This is a genomic window from Halodesulfovibrio sp. (assembly GCF_025210605.1).
GTDB lineage: Bacteria > Desulfobacterota > Desulfovibrionia > Desulfovibrionales > Desulfovibrionaceae > Halodesulfovibrio.
This window is the reverse complement of sequence record NZ_JAOARI010000027.1, coordinates 72,347-91,240: the sequence shown is the minus strand read 5'-3', so window position 1 is coordinate 91,240 and position 18,894 is coordinate 72,347. Positions and strand designations below refer to the sequence as shown.

The following is an 18,894-nucleotide window of genomic DNA, read 5'->3' as shown; positions in this document are numbered from 1 at the left end:
CCGTGCTCCTAGCGAGTTGCCGGTACTATAAGTGTAATTGTAGTTCCGACACCTTTTGTACTGTTTATAGTGAGTTCCGCGTGTATTTTTTGAGCCCGCTCGCGGATATTTCGTAACCCCATACCGCCAGTAGGGAGCTGGTCAATTTCAAATCCGTTTCCGTTGTCAGTTATTACCATGGTAACAGACTCAGGGGCGTATGTAAGGGTGACTGAAACATCCTGCGCACGGGAATGTTTTGTTGTGTTACTCAGTGCTTCCAGAGCAATGCGAAAGAGTTCGTCTTCGGTCGAATGGGTAAGACGGCGTTCTTCGCCCTGTACATAAAGCTTTGCGTTTAAACCGGAGCGGATTTCTACCGAGTTCATGCGTGACTGTATAGCGCCACCCAGACCTTCATTTTCCAGTTCGGGCGGGTGTAAATCAAAGATAAGTGAGCGCATGTCGCGCATGGCTTGCTGTGCCATTTCACGCAGTGCATGGAGCTGTTCAGCAGCAGTTTCCTGCATACCTCGTGACATGGAGCGGTTTGCAGCATCTGCACAGAGCGTAACAGCATATAATGCCTGCGTTACGGAATCATGGAGTTCGCGCCCTAATCTTTGGCGTTCTTCTGCCACAACCAGTTTGTCACTTTGCTCCGAAAGAGTGGCGTTGCGTAACGCCATGGAAGCTTGTCCGGCAAATAATTCGATAATATTTTTATCAATCAGATCAAATCCGGTTTCTTTATTAGAAAGAAGAAGCAATCCAATGGCTGTGCCGCACTGGATAAGGGGAACTATGAGCATAGTATTCGCGGCAACACTGCGTTCTGCTTCTGGAATTTCTTTTTGCGCGTCAGTAATAATCGCAGCTTCGCCTTTTTGAAGAATTTCTCCATACTTTGTGGTGGCAATAGGAAATATTGAAACAGGTAGCTGAGGTGTTCCCGACCCGCAGCACAGCTTGAGATCGTTACCGTCTTTTAAAAGAATCTGGCTGCCGGTACTTTGAACAATATTGCGTGCCTCATCGCAAATAACCGTCAGGACGTATTCTGTCTTTGCCTCAGGGTGTTGGAGAAGCAAATTAGCCACACGGCGTAGGCTTTCGCTTTCTTTAAGCTGGCGTTCTTTATCTTTAATGCTTGCTGCAAGCTCTACTGCGGCAGAAACAGTATGCAAGATGCCTTCAATAAGCTCTTTTTGTTCAGGTTGGATTGTGTAATGCGGTGTATTGGAGCCTATCATAGCGATACCGTGTAAACTGGCTGCGCTGCTTTTGATAGGGAACAATGCCATGTGCTCAGACCGGATTTTATCTGGAATGTGTTCTGCAATCACACTGCTTTCAGAATTAAGGGCGCAGATTCCAAAACTTTCGCCGCCGATAGCTGTAATAGAATCACCGGAGGTACACAGTCGCACTCCTTCGAAGCATCGTTTATATTCAGGAGAAGAGTGCCCCCAGCTTGCATGAGGAGCTAGCCCTTGTGTTTCGCTGTTTTGCAAAAAAATTATGCAAAAACCTTGATCGAGGGTTTCACTGAGAACTTGCGCTAGGTGCTCCAACGTTTTTTGAGGATTTGTAAAGCTGGTGATAGCTTTTGTTGCTTCAAGAAGCAGCTTTATACGTTCATGTTCTGCATTGCGTTCTGCGGTGAGCAAATTGGCATATTTTTCACCTGTGATTTTATTGAGATCTACGTACAGCAGGTCAATGGCAGCTAATATATTGTTACGTTCTTCAGAGCTTGGGGTGTGTCGTAAAATAGCCTGTGAGATACAATATTTCCCCAGCATAATTCCTTCAAGCATATCTGAAAGCTGAATGCCGCGTGAAATTTTTTTTTGTGCAGTGGATGCAAAAAAAATACTCAGCGGTTCCAGTGAATGTTCATCCATGGATTTTGTAAGGTGCGTAAAGAAACTTGAAAGATGTTGCGCAGTTTCAAAAGGCTTCTCATCAGCATAATGCTGTGGCTGGTGTTTTCTGAGCAAGCTTGCCAGCTCTTCAACACACACATCATGCTCAGCCCGAATCGCTGCTGCTGCTTTTTGTAACAGTTGTTTGTTATTCATTGTGTTGTCCGGTTTAGTGCTTGGGCATATGCAATAGCGATTGCATGCCACCGTATAGGATGTCTCTATGCCTTTTGGTCCAGAACGGCATCAGACAAAATGTTGAGTTTGTCTGATGAGAAAATGTATGAATAGGCTCGTTGCTGTTTGAAGGTGCTTCTGCTGCTGATACTTTCCCTGCAAGCTGCCATTGTTAGCGGAGCGCAGCTGATTTACCTAACCAAGTCGTACTGTGATGAATTGTGTTTTGTTTAAAGTTCAAAGTGTTTTTTTATAAAAATTAGATAGTTACTTAAAGTGTTTGTAGCGTTGTCCGATATATAGATAGAAGAATGACTATCTATGTGAGGGTATTATGCAGCTGATCGGAATGCTAGAAAGTAACGCAAAAGTCTTTTCAGAAGTACTTAAAGAACAGATGGAACAGCTTGCTGAGAAGTCTCAAAAAGCGTTATTGGAGAACCAGCAAGATCTATTACATGGTTCGGTTGCCATGCTGGATCACAATGTATCTCCGGCTTCTTCACGATCCGTTTCTGCCAGACGTGCTGAAATGGAGGAAAAAAATGCTGGCTCTATTTCTAACTTGTTTGCCAAGGAAGACGTTGTGTTATCCAGAGGCGCAAAGGCTATGCTGGCGAAGCACAAAGCAAATAAAAGTATCCAGGCAAGTAAGCTTGCAGGAATGGCAAGCTTGTTAGCTGCAAATGTGAGTCAGGATAGTGTTAAAGCCAGCCGTGAAGAGCGTGCAGCAGCGGTGAAAGCAATGGCAGATAAAGCAGGTGTTCGTGATATCAGCGAAATCATGCGCCAGAATGAAAGCAAAATGGTTCATAATGCAGACCGGCAGGCAGCCTATGAACGCCGTGTTGCTGAAGCTCAAGCTAATGGCGAAAGTATTCCTGTAGAAGTACCAGCAGATATTTCTGTCTCGATTCCAGCTACTGACTCCGTAAAAGTTACCCCTATGCCAGCTTCAGTCTCTGTTGCTGTAGCTTCCGTGCCTGTTAAAAAGCGCATATTCGAGTTGTAATATAAGTCGCAAACCTGATTCTACGGTGCAATTTCCTGTTTGGAAAAAATAAAAAGCTCACCCTTGCTGCAAGATGAGCTTTTTTTGTTTGAAGTGTTACGGAGGCTTCAGACTCTTTATGGTTGTAGGATGGTGCTGCGTTGCACTGGTCATTCTAAACATTATTGTCCTGCTGGATAGAATGGCCAGATCAGAGGAACAACGGCAACAATTATTACAAAACTGATGACCTGAAGTGGCCAACCAGCTTTAACGTACTGGCTGAATGTGTATTTACCCGGACCGAGTACAATCGTGTTCGGTGGGGTTGCCACCGGAGTAAGGAAACAAGCTGAGGCTGACATTGCAATACCCATAACCAATGGCAGTGGGGAAAGTCCGCTGTTTACTGCAATAGGAATAGCAAGCGGAGCCATAAGAGCCGCAGTTGCAGTGTTAGACATAAAGTTTGTAACCAGCGCGGTAACTGCACAGACAACGGCAAGCAGGGCATATGGACTTGTTACATAATGAACTACTGTGTCGGCAATAAGCTGTGCAGCGCCGGATGATTTCATTGCTGAGGACATGGAGAGCATACCTGCGAATAGGAAAATAGTTGTCCAGTCTACAGATTTGTATGCCTCTTCCATTGTAATACAGCCAGTGATAATTACCAGACATGCACCAAGCATGGCAGCGGTAACCAGCGGCATAATTTTAGTTGCCATGGCAACGACGACAAAGAAGAATATAAGCAGCGACCACCACATTTTTTCAGGACGGGAAGGCTTTGCAATCTCTGTCTGTTCACATTCGGCAGTGTTGTCTGGAAGGAATTTGTGTCCGATGAAAGTATAGTATAAGATGCCGACAACAAAGAGGATACTGCCGATCTTTGCGAACTCAAAGAAGCCGAACGGCTGGATACCCGCAGGTCCCATTTTTTCGAGAACGGAGTTAACAAGACCGTTTGGTGGTGTGCCGACCAATGTCATTGTACCGCCAAGAGAGGCTGCAAATGCAACTGGCATAAGAATTTTACTCGGGCGTATGTTTGCTGAAACACACATGCCCATAATCATTGGAATAGCTACAACAGTTGTCCCTGTGTTAGACAGAAATGCGGAGAGTACGCCTACGGAGCACATGGCAAGTACGAGCAGTCTAATTTCGCTGCCCTTGGAGAGCTTTACCGTAGCTTTACCAATTTTATCTGCAAATCCGGTGATAAAGGTAGATTCACCGACAATAAACATTGCCATAAAAATAACTACCCATTTGTTACCGAAGTTTGCAAAAGCAGCTTTTGCAGGAATAATGTTCAGCATGCTCAGCGAAACAGGAACAAGCATTGCTGTTACAGGAAGCGGAATAATATCAGAGAAAAACAGAATTGCGGCAATAACCAGAATGCCGAGGGTTAGATAGGCATCAAGCAGTCCTGCTTCCGGTGGAGCAGCAGCTAATGCAAATGAGCTGCCTGCAATGATGATGATTCCAATAAGTGCTAGAATAGTGATAATTTTTTTCATGTCGTATCCTCTGTTACGGGGGAACGATATTGCGCGGTTTGTTTAACAGACATCGCGCTTTCAGGAACCGCCTGCAGTTGCCGCTGCAGGCGGTTTTCTGTGGCACTGATTAGTCGTAGTAACTAGCTACGAATGGGGCGATTCGTTCGTGAGAAGCGGATATACGTTGCTTGAGACTTTGCTTATACGCTTCCATGTCTTGGATAGGCATTGTTGCAACGCCAGTGTCCATTGCTGCCTGGGCAACGGCAGGAACTTCCCATTCAAGAACGCGTGGGTCGAGAGGCTTAGGAATAATGTAATCAATGCCGAAGGAAAGGGATTTTACACCGTATGCATCGCAGATTTCGCTAGGAACCGGTTCCTTAGCTAAGTCTGCAAGTGATTGTGCGGCGGCAACTTTCATTTCTTCGTTAATGATGGTTGCGCCTACATCAAGAGCACCGCGGAAGATATACGGGAAGCCGGAGACATTGTTCACCTGATTAGGATAGTCAGAGCGACCCGTGCCCATAATGCAGTTAGGACTGGCTTCTTTGGCGTCGTCATAGGTGATTTCAGGGTCAGGATTTGCCATTGCAAAGATAACAGGGTCTTTTGCCATGGAACGAACCATATCTTTAGAAAGAAGTCCTTTAGTGGAAAGACCAAGGAAGCAGTCTGCTCCTTTAATAACTTCCTCAAGAGAACCTAAATCTTTTTCCTGAGCAAATTCAGCTTTGAATGGATTGAGATCATTACGACCCTTATGAATCAAGCCGCGTGAATCAAACATGAAGATGTTTTGAGGGTCGATACCCATTTGTACGTAGAACTTTGTACACGCGATACCCGCAGCACCTGCGCCTACGACAACAACTTTCAAATCTTCAATTTTACGGTTTGTTATCTCACATGCGTTGATGAGACCCGCACCGGAGATAACGGCTGTTCCGTGCTGGTCATCATGGAACACAGGAATATTCATCATTTTTTTAAGTTCATCTTCAATGTAGAAGCATTCAGGAGCCTTGATGTCTTCAAGGTTGATGCCGCCGAAGGTCGGTTCCATAGCTTTTACAATGCGGATGAGTTCGTCGGCGTCGGTGACATCAAGGTTGATGTCAAACACGTCGATATCTGCAAATGTTTTGAAGAGAACACCTTTTCCTTCCATAACCGGCTTACCTGCAAGAGGACCGATATTGCCGAGACCAAGAACCGCTGTGCCGTTGGAAACAACTGCAACAAGGTTGGATTTACCTGTATATAGTGCAGCAGCAGCAGGGTCAGAGTGAATAGCTTTACATGCTTCTGCAACACCCGGTGAGTACGCCATGGAGAGGTCTTTTTGTGATCCGCAAGGCTTTACAGGGATAACTTCAACTTTACCTCTACGTGGAAGCTTATGATACTCAAGGGCTTCTTCTTTAGTGAACAATGCCATTATCTTTTTCCTTTTTTTGTTGAGTTAAAATTCGAAGTTCGGTTTTGCGTATTGCTCTTCACCATAGCTGTCGTTCACCACAAGCAGCGGGAAGTTATCGACAGTCAGTTCTCGAATTGCCTCGGGACCTAAATCTTCAAATGCGATTATTTTGGCGCTGGTAATGCACTGGGAGAGGAGCGCCCCGGCACCGCCTGTTGCGCCAAAATAAACACCTGTATGTTCTTGCAACGCTTTGCGCACTTCCGGACTGCGTTTCCCTTTGCCAACGCTTGCTTTAACGCCAAGGCTATGTAGCCGCGGAGCATAGGTGTCCATACGGTAGCTGGTGGTAGGACCAGCCGAGCCGATAGGTCTGCCTTCAGGGGCAGGGCTAGGACCTACGTAGTAGATTACTGCGCCCTGTAGTTCAAAAGGCAGCTCTTCATTGTTATCCAGCATGTCGCAAAGGCGTTTATGGGCTGCATCGCGCGCTGTGTAGATAGTACCTGAGAGTTTAACCACATCACCTGCATGCAGTTTGGCGACATCTTCATCTTTCAGCGGGGCTGTCATATTGTAGGTAGCCATTAGAGTGTAACCTCCTTAATTCTGGAAGAATGACACTGAACGTTGACTGCCAGCGGCAGGCTTGCGATGTGGCAAGGGTGCATGGCTATTTTTACGCCAAGGCAAGTTGTTTTTCCGCCAAGTCCCATAGGGCCGATGCCAAGCTGGTTAATCTCAGCGAGCAATTCTTTTTCCATAGCTGCCAGTTCAGGATCAGGGTTTTCAGCAGAAAGAGGACGGAAGAGCGCTTCTTTTGCAAGTGCAGGCGCTAAGTCAAAGGTTCCGCCGATGCCGACTCCGACAATTGTCGGCGGGCAAGGGTTAGGACCGGCTTCAGCCATACGGCGCACAACAAATTCTTTAATGCCTTCCCAGCCTTGAGCCGGAGTAAGCATGGTGCAGCGGGACATGTTTTCAGAACCGCCACCTTTTGCCATGTGTTTGATATTCAGCTTGTCGCCTGCAACATGTGTGTAGTGGATAACGGCAGGGCTGTTGTCCATGGTGTTTTTACGGGTGAGCGGATGGCAAGATGATTTACGGAGCAAACCTTTGTTGTATCCTTCGATCATCGCATCATTAATGATGTCTGTAATATTGCCCTCTATCTGAACGTCGCTGCCGATTTCTACATAGAAGACACCTAAGCCTGTGTCCTGACAAAGGGGGAGACCGGATTCTTTTGCAAGATCAGCATTTTCCAGCAGTTGACCGAGAATTTCCTTTGCAGATTCGGAAGTCTCATTGTTGCGCGCAACACGGATGGCAGTTTTTACGTCTTCCGGCAGATAGCGTGCAGCCTGTAAAACCAAATCGACAACAGCATTATGAATCTGTTCAGCCTTAATGACTTTCATGGCAGCATCCTTTGTGTTGAAGTTTTTCAAGAACACGTTTTGGAAGGATTCCCTTTACAGAATGGATGGCAAGCATACGGCGCATGATGCCAAGCTGATCTTGGAGCGGGATATGCTTAGGACAAACATCCTCACAGCCCAGCAATCCCATGCAGCCGAATACGCCCTGATCGTTGCCGATGACTTGATAGTAATTTTCTTCGTTTCGTTCATCACGCGGATCAAGGTAGAAGCGGGCAACGCGGGCGATGGAAGTAGCACCGAGGAAGTCTTCACGCATGCGGGCAGTACCGCAGGCAGAAACGCAACAGCCACATTCTATGCAACGATCAAGCTCGAAAATTTCGTTTGCTAAATCGTTTTCCATGCGTACTTCTTCTGCTTCTGCATCAAACTTGTCGTGGTCGTTGTGAACCCACGCTTCAATACGAGCACCTGCATCGCGGAACCACGTTCCTGTATCAACAGAAAGGTCACCGATGAGTTTAAATACAGGCAGTGGATGCAGGACAATGTGATCGGGCAGATCGCGGGTTTGCGTATGGCACGCAAGACCCGGTCTGCCGTTAATTACCATGCCGCAGGAACCGCAGATTCCTGCACGACAGCAGAAGTCGAATTGCAAGGTGGGGTCTTGTTCGTCGCGGATAATGTTAAGTGCGATGAACAGAGTCATGGAGTCATATTCATTTACATAAAATGACTGCATATGTGGTTCGGAATTTGGATCAAGCGGGTTGTATCTGAATACTTCGATATGTAGACGACGGCTCATACGTACTCTCCTTAGCTAGCTTTTTTTGTCTGTTTTGCTTTTTTTTCGTCTGCACCGTTTTTCGGCAGACGAAGCTTTTCTTCAGGAATGTCAGCAGTAATAATTTTACCGCCGCCATATCCGCGCTCGCCTGGAGGTATTTCAAAGTATGGAGAAGCATCTTCATATGTAAGTTCAGGACGTGTTTCGCCTTCTTTCCAGTACGCAAGAGTGCGGTTAAGCCATTCTTTATCGTTACGTTCTGGGAAATCTTCGCGAGTATGTGCGCCGCGGGATTCTGTACGCTGAAGTGCGCCGTACGCTGTGCACTGTGCAAGCTTGAGCATGCCCGGCATTCTGAGGGCAAGGGAGATTTCAGGGTTGAACCCGATTGCTGTGCCTTGCAGTTTGATGTTTTTGGAGCGCTCAATAAGCTCATCAAGTGTATCCACAGCTTTTTGCAGATCTTTACCGTTACGGAAAATACCTACGTTATCCATCATGGTGCTGTGCATTTCATCACGCAGCTGAATAGCACTTTCTTGCTTGCTGCTGCTCTTGGTCATTTCCATGATACGTGCAGCGACCTGAGTGTGAGCGTCGTTAATGGCAGACTGTTTGAAATCAACAGTGTGACCTTTCAAGAATTCGACGATTTTTTTACCCACGTAGCGACCTGCTACAACAGTTTCGGCAAGAGAGTTTCCGCCTAGACGGTTGAAGCCGTGCATGTCCCAACATGCAGACTCGCCTGCTGAGAACAGACCTTTCAAGCCGTACGCTGCACCGTCTTTGTTGGTGCGGATGCCACCCATGGAGTAATGCTGCGTAGGGCGAACAGGAATAAGATCGTGAATAGGGTTAACACCGAGGAAGTTCGTACAAATATCGTATACTTCGCGGAGTTTTGTAGTGATGTGTTTTTCACCCAGATGACGAATATCAAGCCAGAGGTGGTCGCCATATGGAGACTTTACGCCGAGTCCTTTACGGATGTGTTCCTGCATGCGACGGGATACAACATCGCGGGAAGCCAGTTCAGCTTTCTCCGGTTCGTAATCCGGCATGAAGCGGTATTCGTTAACATCAAGAAGTGTACCGCCATCACCGCGACAACCTTCTGTTACAAGAATATCGGTAGGAACGGTTCCGGTTGGATGGAACTGGATAGCTTCCATGTTACCCAGCGGAACAAGACCTGTATCAAGGGCAGCAATCTGACCGCCGCCATCACAGATAACAGCGTTAGTTGTTGCTCGGTAGATTCGACCATATCCGCCAGTTGCGATAAGTGTTGCTGTGGCAAGATACGCTTTGAGTTCACCTGTTTTTAGGCAGCGTACAATTGCGCCGAGGCAGTTTTCGCCGTCATGAATAAGAGCTTCTGCCTGAGTGCGGTCGTGAATGCCGACTTCATATCGTAAACACATCGAATCAAGAGTGTTAAGAACAGAGCGTCCGGTTCCATCTGCTGTGTAGCACGTACGCCATTTAGCAGTACCGCCAAATGCTCTGGCGTGAATCAGACCATGTTTTTCGCGCTTTTCTTCAGCTTCAAACGGCTTACCCCCTTTATAGTAGGTATGCACGCCAGCTTCTACGCGGTTCCATGGAACACCCCAATGGGCAACTTCTCGCATAACAATTGGAGCGGTATCCGCAAAAATGCGTGCTACTTCCTGATCGCATCCCCAGTCAGAACCTTTTACTGTATCTGCAAAGTGAATATCAGGGTTGTCGCCGTCACCCATAATCGCGTTACCCAGTGCCGCCTGCATTCCCCCCTGAGCAGCCGATGAATGAGAGCGACGCGGTGGAACAATAGAAAGACATGTGACATCAAAACCGGCTTTAGCAGCTTCTACAGCAACGCGTTCCCCGGCAAGCCCTGCGCCTATACAGAGTAAATCACTATAAATAATTTGCATGATATAATCCTGTTAATCTGGTTGGCAGTTAAACCGTAAGGAATAAAAAGCGGATAAGTGTAAGCAGACCGATGGTGATAAAGCCGCCCATCATGTAATTTTCAAGCCGCTGATACCATTTACGGTTTGCCTTAGTGATGTATCCGTATTTGACGCCAATACGATAGAACCCGATGCCAACGTGAATTTCGGCAAGTGGGAGTAGAACAAGGTAGAATGGAAGCCAGATACCGCTTTGGACGCGGGCAGCACTTTTGGCTGCGGTGATAGGGAGATCTGTAAGGACTACCCACATGTGTGTGGCAGCCATAATAAGGATAAGAAGAGCAGTTCCAACTTGTGCAAGCCAAAGCCAAGTATCTTTGTGGTGCATCATGACGCTGTGCTTGACGAAAGCGTTTGCTTCCTGTGAGCGCCAAGGCATTTTACGGGCTGCAAGAAGGAAATGAGCAAAAATAAGCAGCCCGATTAGTGGTCCACCGACCTGAGCCATGTACGTGGTTTCGAAGAACCATGCGATGGCATCCATCAGCTTAGGGCTGATAAGAACACTCGATACAAGCATTAAATGTGCCCAGAGGAAAAGAATGAGAAGCACCCCTGATAACATTTGCATGACGTCTAAACGCCCGACTCCGGCTCCGTTTTTTCTTACGTGTAGCGTAAGTGTACTAGCATCCATGGTCTCTCCTTAGCAGTTACTTGTGGTGCAGAAGTGCAACAGAAGTTTTTCTCAATGTGTTCAATTTGCTCTGCTTATTTCTGTACCGTTAGTGTTGAACGATAACCCGTTAAGATGGGTCGTTGTGTACTGGTAAAAGCATGGAGTATGCCAAAATAAAAATAATGAAATATGATTTAAAAACAGTATGTTAATGCTGTTTGAGCGATGAATTGAAGCAGGGTTTTTCTTACAGAATAGTAAAATTTTCTTGCGAGACAGGAAAACAACAAGAACCAAAGAATAATTCTTATCAAAGAATAAAGTGTAATATCTCGTAGTGTTATGTTTAAAGCAATGTAGTGATGCCTTCGGCGAGTCTCCGACGGGCAGGCGGGCGCTGCCCCCTGCACCCCCGCAAGGGGACACGTCCCCTTGACCCCATTTAGGGGAATGTTTTTTGGGGAGCGTATTACGCCAGTGATTTGTTTTTTATTGAGTAGGTAGTGGTGCGTAAGCCGCGAGTTGTTGTAAGAAACGTGCTGATCTCGCGGGTAAAAGTCTTTGGAGATTTTTAAGAACCTTTCTTCGAGAAAGGTTCTTAAAGCCCGCGGCAGCGTCGTCGAAGACTTTTTCAAGTATTATAGGTAGATGTGTTTTGATATTTGCCGTGATGCCTTCGGCAAGTCTCCGACGGGCAGGTGGGCGCTGCCCCCTGCACCCCCGCAAGGGGACACGTCCCCTTAACCCCATTTAGGGGGAATGCTTTTGGGCAATAAAGAAAGGGTGGAGTTAGTTAACTCCACCCTTTGTGATGCCGCTACGTACGTTCAAGTCATGCAAGAAATTAAAAAACGAAAGAACTCGCAAGTAAAAAGTTTGAAAGGGGGTCTGGGGGAAAACTTTTCAAAGTTTTCAGCCCAGCCGCCGGAGGCGTCAGTAGGAATAGCCGGAAGAGATTCGATAATATATTTTTGTTGCCTTCGGCGAACAGGCGGGCGCTGCCCCCTGCACCCCCGCAAGGGGACACGTCCCCTTGACCCCTATTAGGGGAATTTTTTTTGGGAGTGTATTACGCCAGTTATTTGTTTTTTATTGAGCAAGGTAGTGGTGCGTAAGCCGCGAGGTGTTGTAAAAAACGTGCTGATCTCGCGGGTAAAAGTCTTTGGAGATTTTTAAGAACCTTTCTTCGAGAAAGGTTCTTAAAGCTCGCGGCAGCGCTGTCGGAGACTGAAGTGTCACATAAAAAATGGACACAGCCCGCTGATTTCTACTCGATCCAGCGGCTATTTAATACGATGCTTTTTGAGCAATGCATACAGACGTGACTGTGATAGTCCGGAAAGCTCGACAGCCTGTTTGATTGAGCCTTTGGTAGAATTGAGCAGCTGCGTTAGATAGCTGTGCTCTGCTTTTTCGATAACAGCATTTCTGTGTTCTTGCATGGTGGGCAATTCTTCGTTGCTTACTTCGTACGAAAAATTAGAAGACAATTTGCTGTCTGAGGAACTGCTTGGAGTAATTCTGTTTTTAGCAAGGCGTGCACGGAGCGCTGGGGGAAGATGCTTGATGAAGATTCTGGATTCGTTGCGAGACGTCGACACAATAAATTCTACAGCGTTGACCAGTTCCCGCACGTTTCCCGGCCAGTCGTAATCTTCCAGTGTGGTGAGAACACTTGGGTTGAACGCCTTTGAAGCCAGTGCGTTTTTTTTGAAAAAAAGCGTCATGTAGTGGTCGATAAGCAACGCTATGTCTTCGCGTCGTTCTCGTAGGGGCGGAAGTGTAATCTTTGCAGAACAGAGCCTGAATGCTAAATCTGTCCTGAAAGTGTGCTCTTGTTGCATGGCATCAAGGTCTCTGTTGGTCGCGGAGACAAGGCGGAAGTTGCACGGTATTTCTTTTTTACTACCGAGCGGGCGCACGGTGCGTTCTTGCAAAACTCGTAAAAATGCTTTTTGCGTAGAAAGAGGAAGTTCGCCCACTTCATCAAGGAATAAGGTTCCGTTATTCGCTTGGAGGATAAGCCCTTCTTTATCGTGTAATGCTCCGGTAAACGTTCCTTTTTCGTGCCCGAAGAGCAGGGTTTCCACAAGATTTTCCGGCAATGCGGCACAGTCCACAACAATAAAAGGACCTTTGTGTCTTGGGCTGTTGTTGTGCAAAGCACGAGCAAAGAGTTCTTTGCCTGTGCCTGTTTCGCCTGTGAGCAACACGTTCATATCACTTTCTGCTAGCTTGCCGACTTGCTCAAGGCATCGAGTGATAGAGTTGCTTTCGCCAATAATATTTTCTCTTCGTAGCGCTTGTATTTGGCGAACCTTACGGGATGAGAGCTTATCTGAACGGTATTCCAGTGCATTGGAAAGAGTATCCATTATGACATGAATAGAATCGCCTTTTTCAACGTAGTCCCATGCTCCGCTGGAAATTGCCAGCTCAGCGGCTTCCGGATCTCCGTTTCCGGTGATGATAATAAGCTCCGGATGCGCCGGTTGATTCATAATATCACTGATAATATCCATGCCGCTGCCATCAGGAAGTTGAACATCAAGGAATACGGCATCAAATTCTTTAGCCGTCGTTTTTTGTAGAGCATCATGAATCGTAGCAGCAGAGTCCGCAGCATAACCAAGATGGCGTGCAGCGCGACTGAGCGCATATGTTACGTCAGGATCATCATCAATTATGAGTATTGCTGGTGTATTCATGAGGCTCCTTATCTGTTGAGCAGGATTCATTGAGCAATTGGCGAACTGCTTCGCAGAGCATCGCAGGCTCAAACGGCTTAGAGAAAAATCTCGTTACTCCAAGGTCTTCCCATTCCGACGGGGTTTCAGCGCATAAGTCGCTTCCTTCTAAGCCACTATATAAAATTGTTGGCATATCAGGCTTAACAGAATGGATTTCTTTAATGAGCTCTGTTCCAGTTAAATGCGGCATCATCTGGTCAGTTAACAACAGGTCATAACTCTGCGGATTTTCTTTGAAGGCGTCGAGTGCTTCCTGACTGTTTGTGAACAGTGACACGTTGTACCCATAGTGCGAAAATAATTTTTCTACGGGGTAGGCGAGGTCTTTATCATCATCGACAAAAAGAATCGATTCTGTTCCCCCTTGAACCTGTACCGCGTTCAGTTGTTGCGGAGCTTCTTCCGTAGATTTTCCAGCATACGGCAGAAGAACAGTAAAGGATGTTCCCACACCTGTAGTGCTTTGGACACTGATGTGTCCTTTGTTTTGCTTGATGATAGAAGATATGACGGAAAGCCCTAAGCCGGTTCCGCCTACTTTTTTGCGCGTTGTGTAAAATGGATCAAAAATCTGATCTATCAAATGCTGTGGAATTCCGGTTCCGGTATCTCGAACAGTCAGCGCAACATAATGGTAAGGTGAAATCTTCATTTCTTTTGCTTCAGAAAGGCTGACTTCCCGCACATACAGTTCTATATGTAGGCTGCCCTTTGTTCCATCCATTGCCTGAACTGCGTTTGTACACAGATTCATAAGAATTTGCAGATACTGATCGGGGTCTGCATAAATAAGCGCCGCATCGCATCTGTTGCGCACCGAGACGTCAATTGTTGCAGGTATGAATGACTCAAGCAGACGCATACATTCTTGTAGAACAGTGGCTGGACGCATGAGTTGAACATGCGTGCTGTTACGGGTGCTGAATGCTTTGATTTTACGCACGAGTGCCTTACCACGGTTAGCGGCTTGTAGTATTCGTCGTAAATCTTCATGCGCTGACATGTGTTTCTTTAAATCAATCAGCGCAAGTTCACTGCACGATATTATCGCACCAAGAATATTGTTGAAATCATGTGCAATTCCTCCAGCAAAGATTCCGATTGCTTCCATTTTTTGCGCGTGGCGGAGTTCTCTCTCCATTTGTTTCCACGGTTGGATAATGGTGTTAATCATGTAAAAACTTGCCGGAACTACAAGGAAGAACAGAACAAAAGTTGTTCCGACTGATACGATGATAATCGATTTTTGTACGTGAGTTTCCAGTTTTTTGACGAGTGCTTGTTGCTCGGCATCAATCGTGTCGATGTAAATTCCTGTAGCAATCCAAAAATCCGTATCAGGAATCATTTGAGCGTAGGCGAGTTTTGGAAGAGGAATTTTTTTATCGGGTTTTGAGAACCAGTACGTGGTGTAGCCGCCACCGTTTTGTGCAGCGTTTGCGAGATCTGCAATATATCTATGCCCGTTCTGATCTTTATGCGTAAGGCGGTTGGTATTAATAAATTCAGGGTGGAGTGGGTGAGCTATGTTTACGCCTTTTGTATTATACACAAAATAATAGCCATCGGTGTCGTAGCGTAATTCTTGAATAGCTCGCTGCACGTGTGCCTGTTTTTCTTTTTGAGGAACATCTTTAAGTTGATTTCCTAATAAGTCTGCAATGGTGCGGATAGAATAGGCAAGGCTCCGTTTGTATCCTGTAAGCATGGCTGTTTGCGATTCGTTTACGGCATCTTCTTTTACCTTATTCATATAATAGATATACGTAATGCCGATAGTCGCAGAAAAAAAGAACATAAAGACCAGCAATAACGTAATCTTATTTGTGATTGTCGGTTGGTCTGACACTGTACTTACTCCATACTGAAGGAAAGAACTTAGAGCGACTGTAGGACAACCTTGAAAAAAGGGAAAGCAGAAGGGGCTAGTTTATATTTTAACACAAACAGTAAAGGCTGCATTTTTCAAAAAGAAAAATGCAGCCTTGTATTTGTTGAATTTACAGGTGGTTATTTGCTAGTTTGCAAATCTTTGAAGCACGTTAAGGTCCTCGCTGTTACGTTTAACCACGGTGCTTTCTCGTTTTTCACCACCGCCGACGGTAGCTGTTATATTTATTCTAAAGATATTGCTGGTTACCCCTAACGTGAGTGTCGGCAAGTTGCTTTGCGGAATGCCAACATATCCGGCAACCGTTATGTACCATGTATCTTCAAAGCTGTTGGCTTCGTTGCTGCGGTATTCATTAACAACATCGAGAAATTCATACCGTTTTGTTTTATCTGTCGGCAGTGCCCAGAGAATCTCTTTAGGCGCTGTATTCATGTTGATTGGACCGGTTGCCCATATGGAAACAAGATCACGCAAGCCTTTGACGTCTTTTGTGCCGTAATAAAGGCGTTCGACATCTCCTGGAAGTGCGTTCGGCCAATATAACAGTAGAAGTTCTTCTGGGGAGACCATAGCTTTTTTCGGACTTTTGTATGGCTCCTGCCTGCTCTGATACCAGATATCATGCTTAAATGTATCAGGTAGATTTTCACCCTGCCATATGCGGATTGCAGTAAGAAAGTCTTCAGGTTTGGCGTCTTCAATGTCCAGATCGTCGCACAACTGGGTCAGTAAACGCAGCATGATACCGCGATACGCAGTAGTTTTGTTTGCATCTGCGGCAGCGGTAGATGTGAGTTTGTTTATCGGGAACAGCCCGTTTTCATCCGTAATAGTTCCTGTGATGCTGCCGCTTACAAGTTCTTCCGAGATATCTTCGAGTGGCTCGTTGAATTTACCCCAGTCTTCGAATTTGTGGTCAGCTTTACTATATTCGTAATCAGCCAGAAGAATTTTCTTTGCTAATACGTTACCGGAATCACACAGTGCGTTACCGGAAAGTGTTGATTTTAAAACCGTAGAACTAGCATGATCTACCAGCGTCTCTTTGGATAACTCCATTGCAAGGAACGATAATACCGCCAGAACAAGCAGGATGATAATAATGATAGCACCGCGCTCATTAGAAGCAGATTTTACAGACTGTGATGAGGAGGCTTTCATTAAATTGTATCCTCCGGCAGTGGAATAACTAGTGAGTATTCATGTGGGTTATCTTTTTCACCAAGAGAAAATTCAAATTTGATCGCAGCAGGGGGGCTGGTGCGTTCAACACCCCATTCTTCTTTGAATTCATTATATTCTTTATCATAATAGAAGAATTTACAGTTTAGCATGTCGCTTACAATTTCATATTTGAGTTCAGTAAAGTCATCAGAAATAGTCGGATACGGCTTTTCAATTCTGTACAGCGTGTAGCGGTCGTCATCATCCTTTAAAAGGGTGTACGTCACATACTGTAATGAAAATTCATTCTCGACTTTTTTTAGCTTGAGTGAAGAGGTTGTGGGAAACCCCATAACAGCTTCTTCTTCCGGTGCGTATGTTTCGTCCGCATCAATGGTTGTGTCGAATTTGAGAGCACTGTTTGCTGCGTCGGCAGACATGTAGCGGAAATCTTCTTCAACAACAGATAAAACAGCTCTGCCGATTTTATCGATATCCATTCGATTACGTGCATGCTGCGAGGCATCAATGACGTTTGTAAATAAACCGAAAAGTGCTGTGATGATCGTTGCCATAAGCATCATAGCAATAAGAATTTCAAGCAGGGTAAATCCTGCCTGTGCGTTATGTTTTATATGCTGCATGAGATATTATTCTGTAAAAATTTTCTCAATAGTCACATGGCGTTTTTTCTCTTTTCCCCATGTAACGGTCACTTCCAGCCGGTAACTGGAGAGTCTGTTTGTTGAGTGCGCTCTGGCTTCCCATTTAAAATTACGGTTGTCAGCGCCGAAGTTTCCGGATTTTCCTGTTGATGCAGAAAGTCCGTCCTGCTCCAGCTCAAAAAGCTTTTCTCTCGCAAGCAATGTAGCAGTGTCTTGCATATGCGTTTTTGACAGTGCTTCCTGATTCTGAGTGGTAAGCTCTATAGTCATCAGCACGGCTATGCTTAAGAGCACCAGAGCAACAAGCACTTCAATAATAGTGAAGCCTTGTTGGTTGGAAGAGCCTGAATGAGAATCTATATGTTTCATTGTGCGGTTGTCGTTGTTTGATCGTTAAGAAAAGTAAGTAAAGCCTGTTCTAAAAGCGCTGGTTGATCCCACACAACACCATGCCCACAATCGGTAAGCGTCTGTAGGCTTGCCTGTGGAAGAGCCTGAACAAGCGGTGTTGCAAAGCTGATTGGAAGAATTTTGTCATCTTCCCCCCAAAGAATCAGCGTCGGCTGCCGTATGTCAGCATAGCGCGGTGTCAACTCATGTCCGCTTGATTTCAACATGTTCGGAATGCTCTGAACAATGGCATTGATACGCTTGAATTGTCCGGCAAGAATGAAATCCGGTACGGGAAAAGGGTGTTGAAATAAGTTCTTGTAGAACCATTCGCCAGCCTTGTCACCTTTGCTGGTGAGCACAGCTGTAAGCTGTTCCAGATTGTGCCCTGCGGGAGTAATGAGCATAACACTCTGCACTGCATCTGGATTGTTTTGTGCCACATGCATGGCAATAAGACCACCCACCGAAAGCCCTGCAATGTGATATTGGGAAATACGCTTTGCTCGCACCAGATCATCTACAAGAAACGTATCGAGTGAGATCGAATACGTATTATTTTTTAAATAATCTGCAAGGTTGGCAAAAATAAGGTCTGGTGCAATTACGTGATATTTTTTAACAAGTGTAGGAAGAAGACGGAACCAGCTTGTAATGGCGTTTCCTCCAGCACCATGCAGTAAGATAACGGTTTCTTTGTTGTTTTCTCCACCTTCAAAATACGCAATGTTGTATCTGGGGGTGCTTGTAAAACGTCGTTCAATTCCTTGAGAGGAGAGGTACGCTTTCAGTATTTTGTGGAGCGCGTTCTCCGGTCCTACAGCAAAAACAGCGATAGTAGAGACTAACAATATGGAAATAAAGGCAAAGAGTATGGTTCGACGCATAAAATACCTGCTATTATCGTTACTACACGGAATGAAACGCGCATATTTTTATTTTAATTTGTAATAAATTGAATTTTTTTATGCAAAAAGCGTCAATTAGCACTTTACAAGTGTAATTTTATAGTTCGATTGTTTTTCTAATATATTGTAGGAATTGAGTAAAAAATTATACAACACCATTTTTCTTTATCCCAACTGCATTTATATTAAAAGCAATTGACAAAAAAAGAGGTATGTTGCGGGCGAATGTAAATGGTTGCAATTTATTTTGCAATAGATTTACGAAACCCTTGCTACTCGTGGCTTTGGGGGGATTTAGCCTGTAAAGCTTACCCCTTATTTTTGCAGAGAATATA

Annotated in this window: 15 protein-coding genes; 1 reads left to right on the top strand and 14 read right to left on the bottom strand. The window is 45.5% G+C overall.

Going from position 1 to position 18,894, the window contains the following annotated elements; translation table 11 throughout:
- Positions 1-8: 8 nt before the first annotated feature.
- Positions 9-2,063, bottom strand: coding sequence for a GAF domain-containing sensor histidine kinase (locus N4A56_RS10535; protein WP_295547135.1), 2,055 nt, complete (start codon positions 2,061-2,063; stop codon positions 9-11).
- Between the two features lie 355 nt (positions 2,064-2,418).
- On the opposite strand from N4A56_RS10535, the gene N4A56_RS10530 reads away from it, so the two are divergent.
- The gene (locus tag N4A56_RS10530) at positions 2,419-3,096 is read left to right on the top strand and encodes a hypothetical protein (RefSeq protein ID WP_295547132.1); all 678 of its coding nucleotides are present in this window, start codon (positions 2,419-2,421) and stop codon (positions 3,094-3,096) included.
- A 161-nt stretch (positions 3,097-3,257) separates the two neighbouring features.
- On the opposite strand, the gene N4A56_RS10525 is transcribed toward N4A56_RS10530, so the two are convergent.
- The 13 genes from N4A56_RS10525 to N4A56_RS10465 all read right to left on the bottom strand — a co-directional run bounded on the left by N4A56_RS10525 (position 3,258) and on the right by N4A56_RS10465 (position 18,538).
- The gene (locus tag N4A56_RS10525) at positions 3,258-4,610 is read right to left on the bottom strand and encodes an SLC13 family permease (RefSeq protein WP_293669880.1); all 1,353 of its coding nucleotides are present in this window, start codon (positions 4,608-4,610) and stop codon (positions 3,258-3,260) included.
- Between the two features lie 109 nt (positions 4,611-4,719).
- Positions 4,720-6,036, bottom strand: coding sequence for a malic enzyme-like NAD(P)-binding protein (locus N4A56_RS10520; RefSeq protein ID WP_293669878.1), 1,317 nt, complete (start codon positions 6,034-6,036; stop codon positions 4,720-4,722).
- A 24-nt stretch (positions 6,037-6,060) separates the two neighbouring features.
- On the bottom strand, positions 6,061-6,606 hold the full coding sequence (locus tag N4A56_RS10515; protein WP_295547128.1) for a Fe-S-containing hydro-lyase: 546 nt from the start codon (positions 6,604-6,606) through the stop codon (positions 6,061-6,063).
- Positions 6,606-7,442: a fumarate hydratase gene (locus tag N4A56_RS10510; RefSeq protein ID WP_295547127.1), complete on the bottom strand. Its 837-nt coding sequence runs from the start codon at positions 7,440-7,442 to the stop codon at positions 6,606-6,608. Before N4A56_RS10510 ends, N4A56_RS10515 begins: the two co-directional genes overlap by 1 nt.
- On the bottom strand, positions 7,429-8,217 hold the full coding sequence (locus N4A56_RS10505; protein WP_295547125.1) for a fumarate reductase iron-sulfur subunit: 789 nt from the start codon (positions 8,215-8,217) through the stop codon (positions 7,429-7,431). Before N4A56_RS10505 ends, N4A56_RS10510 begins: the two co-directional genes overlap by 14 nt.
- A gap of 11 nt (positions 8,218-8,228) precedes the next feature.
- The gene (locus N4A56_RS10500; RefSeq protein WP_293669870.1) at positions 8,229-10,124 is read right to left on the bottom strand and encodes a fumarate reductase flavoprotein subunit; all 1,896 of its coding nucleotides are present in this window, start codon (positions 10,122-10,124) and stop codon (positions 8,229-8,231) included.
- A 28-nt stretch (positions 10,125-10,152) separates the two neighbouring features.
- On the bottom strand, positions 10,153-10,806 hold the full coding sequence (locus N4A56_RS10495; RefSeq protein ID WP_293669868.1) for a succinate dehydrogenase/fumarate reductase cytochrome b subunit: 654 nt from the start codon (positions 10,804-10,806) through the stop codon (positions 10,153-10,155).
- Positions 10,807-12,071: 1,265 nt separating this feature from the next.
- Positions 12,072-13,496 carry a sigma-54 dependent transcriptional regulator gene (locus tag N4A56_RS10490; RefSeq protein ID WP_295547123.1) on the bottom strand — a complete coding sequence of 475 codons (1,425 nt, stop codon included), beginning with the start codon at positions 13,494-13,496 and terminating at the stop codon, positions 12,072-12,074.
- On the bottom strand, positions 13,468-15,387 hold the full coding sequence (locus tag N4A56_RS10485) for a cache domain-containing protein (RefSeq protein WP_295547121.1): 1,920 nt from the start codon (positions 15,385-15,387) through the stop codon (positions 13,468-13,470). Before N4A56_RS10485 ends, N4A56_RS10490 begins: the two co-directional genes overlap by 29 nt.
- 168 nt (positions 15,388-15,555) lie before the next feature.
- Positions 15,556-16,593 (bottom strand): type II secretion system protein GspK, encoded by a 1,038-nt coding sequence (locus N4A56_RS10480; RefSeq protein ID WP_295547118.1) that lies wholly within the window; start codon positions 16,591-16,593, stop codon positions 15,556-15,558.
- Positions 16,593-17,240 (bottom strand): prepilin-type N-terminal cleavage/methylation domain-containing protein, encoded by a 648-nt coding sequence (locus N4A56_RS10475; RefSeq protein ID WP_293670930.1) that lies wholly within the window; start codon positions 17,238-17,240, stop codon positions 16,593-16,595. Before N4A56_RS10475 ends, N4A56_RS10480 begins: the two co-directional genes overlap by 1 nt.
- A gap of 6 nt (positions 17,241-17,246) precedes the next feature.
- Complete coding sequence (locus N4A56_RS10470) at positions 17,247-17,630, bottom strand: prepilin-type N-terminal cleavage/methylation domain-containing protein (protein WP_293670929.1); 384 nt, start codon at positions 17,628-17,630, stop codon at positions 17,247-17,249.
- Positions 17,627-18,538 (bottom strand): alpha/beta hydrolase, encoded by a 912-nt coding sequence (locus tag N4A56_RS10465; RefSeq protein ID WP_295547114.1) that lies wholly within the window; start codon positions 18,536-18,538, stop codon positions 17,627-17,629. Before N4A56_RS10465 ends, N4A56_RS10470 begins: the two co-directional genes overlap by 4 nt.
- Positions 18,539-18,894: the final 356 nt, after the last annotated feature.

Coding starts and splice junctions, on each gene's coding strand:
- N4A56_RS10535 (WP_295547135.1), bottom strand. CDS start 2,063: ATGAATAACAAACAACTGTTACAAAAAGCAGCAGCAGCGATTCGGGCT.
- N4A56_RS10530 (WP_295547132.1), top strand. CDS start 2,419: ATGCAGCTGATCGGAATGCTAGAAAGTAACGCAAAAGTCTTTTCAGAA.
- N4A56_RS10525 (WP_293669880.1), bottom strand. CDS start 4,610: ATGAAAAAAATTATCACTATTCTAGCACTTATTGGAATCATCATCATT.
- N4A56_RS10520 (WP_293669878.1), bottom strand. CDS start 6,036: ATGGCATTGTTCACTAAAGAAGAAGCCCTTGAGTATCATAAGCTTCCA.
- N4A56_RS10515 (WP_295547128.1), bottom strand. CDS start 6,606: ATGGCTACCTACAATATGACAGCCCCGCTGAAAGATGAAGATGTCGCC.
- N4A56_RS10510 (WP_295547127.1), bottom strand. CDS start 7,442: ATGAAAGTCATTAAGGCTGAACAGATTCATAATGCTGTTGTCGATTTG.
- N4A56_RS10505 (WP_295547125.1), bottom strand. CDS start 8,217: ATGAGCCGTCGTCTACATATCGAAGTATTCAGATACAACCCGCTTGAT.
- N4A56_RS10500 (WP_293669870.1), bottom strand. CDS start 10,124: ATGCAAATTATTTATAGTGATTTACTCTGTATAGGCGCAGGGCTTGCC.
- N4A56_RS10495 (WP_293669868.1), bottom strand. CDS start 10,806: ATGGATGCTAGTACACTTACGCTACACGTAAGAAAAAACGGAGCCGGA.
- N4A56_RS10490 (WP_295547123.1), bottom strand. CDS start 13,496: ATGAATACACCAGCAATACTCATAATTGATGATGATCCTGACGTAACA.
- N4A56_RS10480 (WP_295547118.1), bottom strand. CDS start 16,593: ATGAAAGCCTCCTCATCACAGTCTGTAAAATCTGCTTCTAATGAGCGC.
- N4A56_RS10475 (WP_293670930.1), bottom strand. CDS start 17,240: ATGCAGCATATAAAACATAACGCACAGGCAGGATTTACCCTGCTTGAA.
- N4A56_RS10470 (WP_293670929.1), bottom strand. CDS start 17,630: ATGAAACATATAGATTCTCATTCAGGCTCTTCCAACCAACAAGGCTTC.
- N4A56_RS10465 (WP_295547114.1), bottom strand. CDS start 18,538: ATGCGTCGAACCATACTCTTTGCCTTTATTTCCATATTGTTAGTCTCT.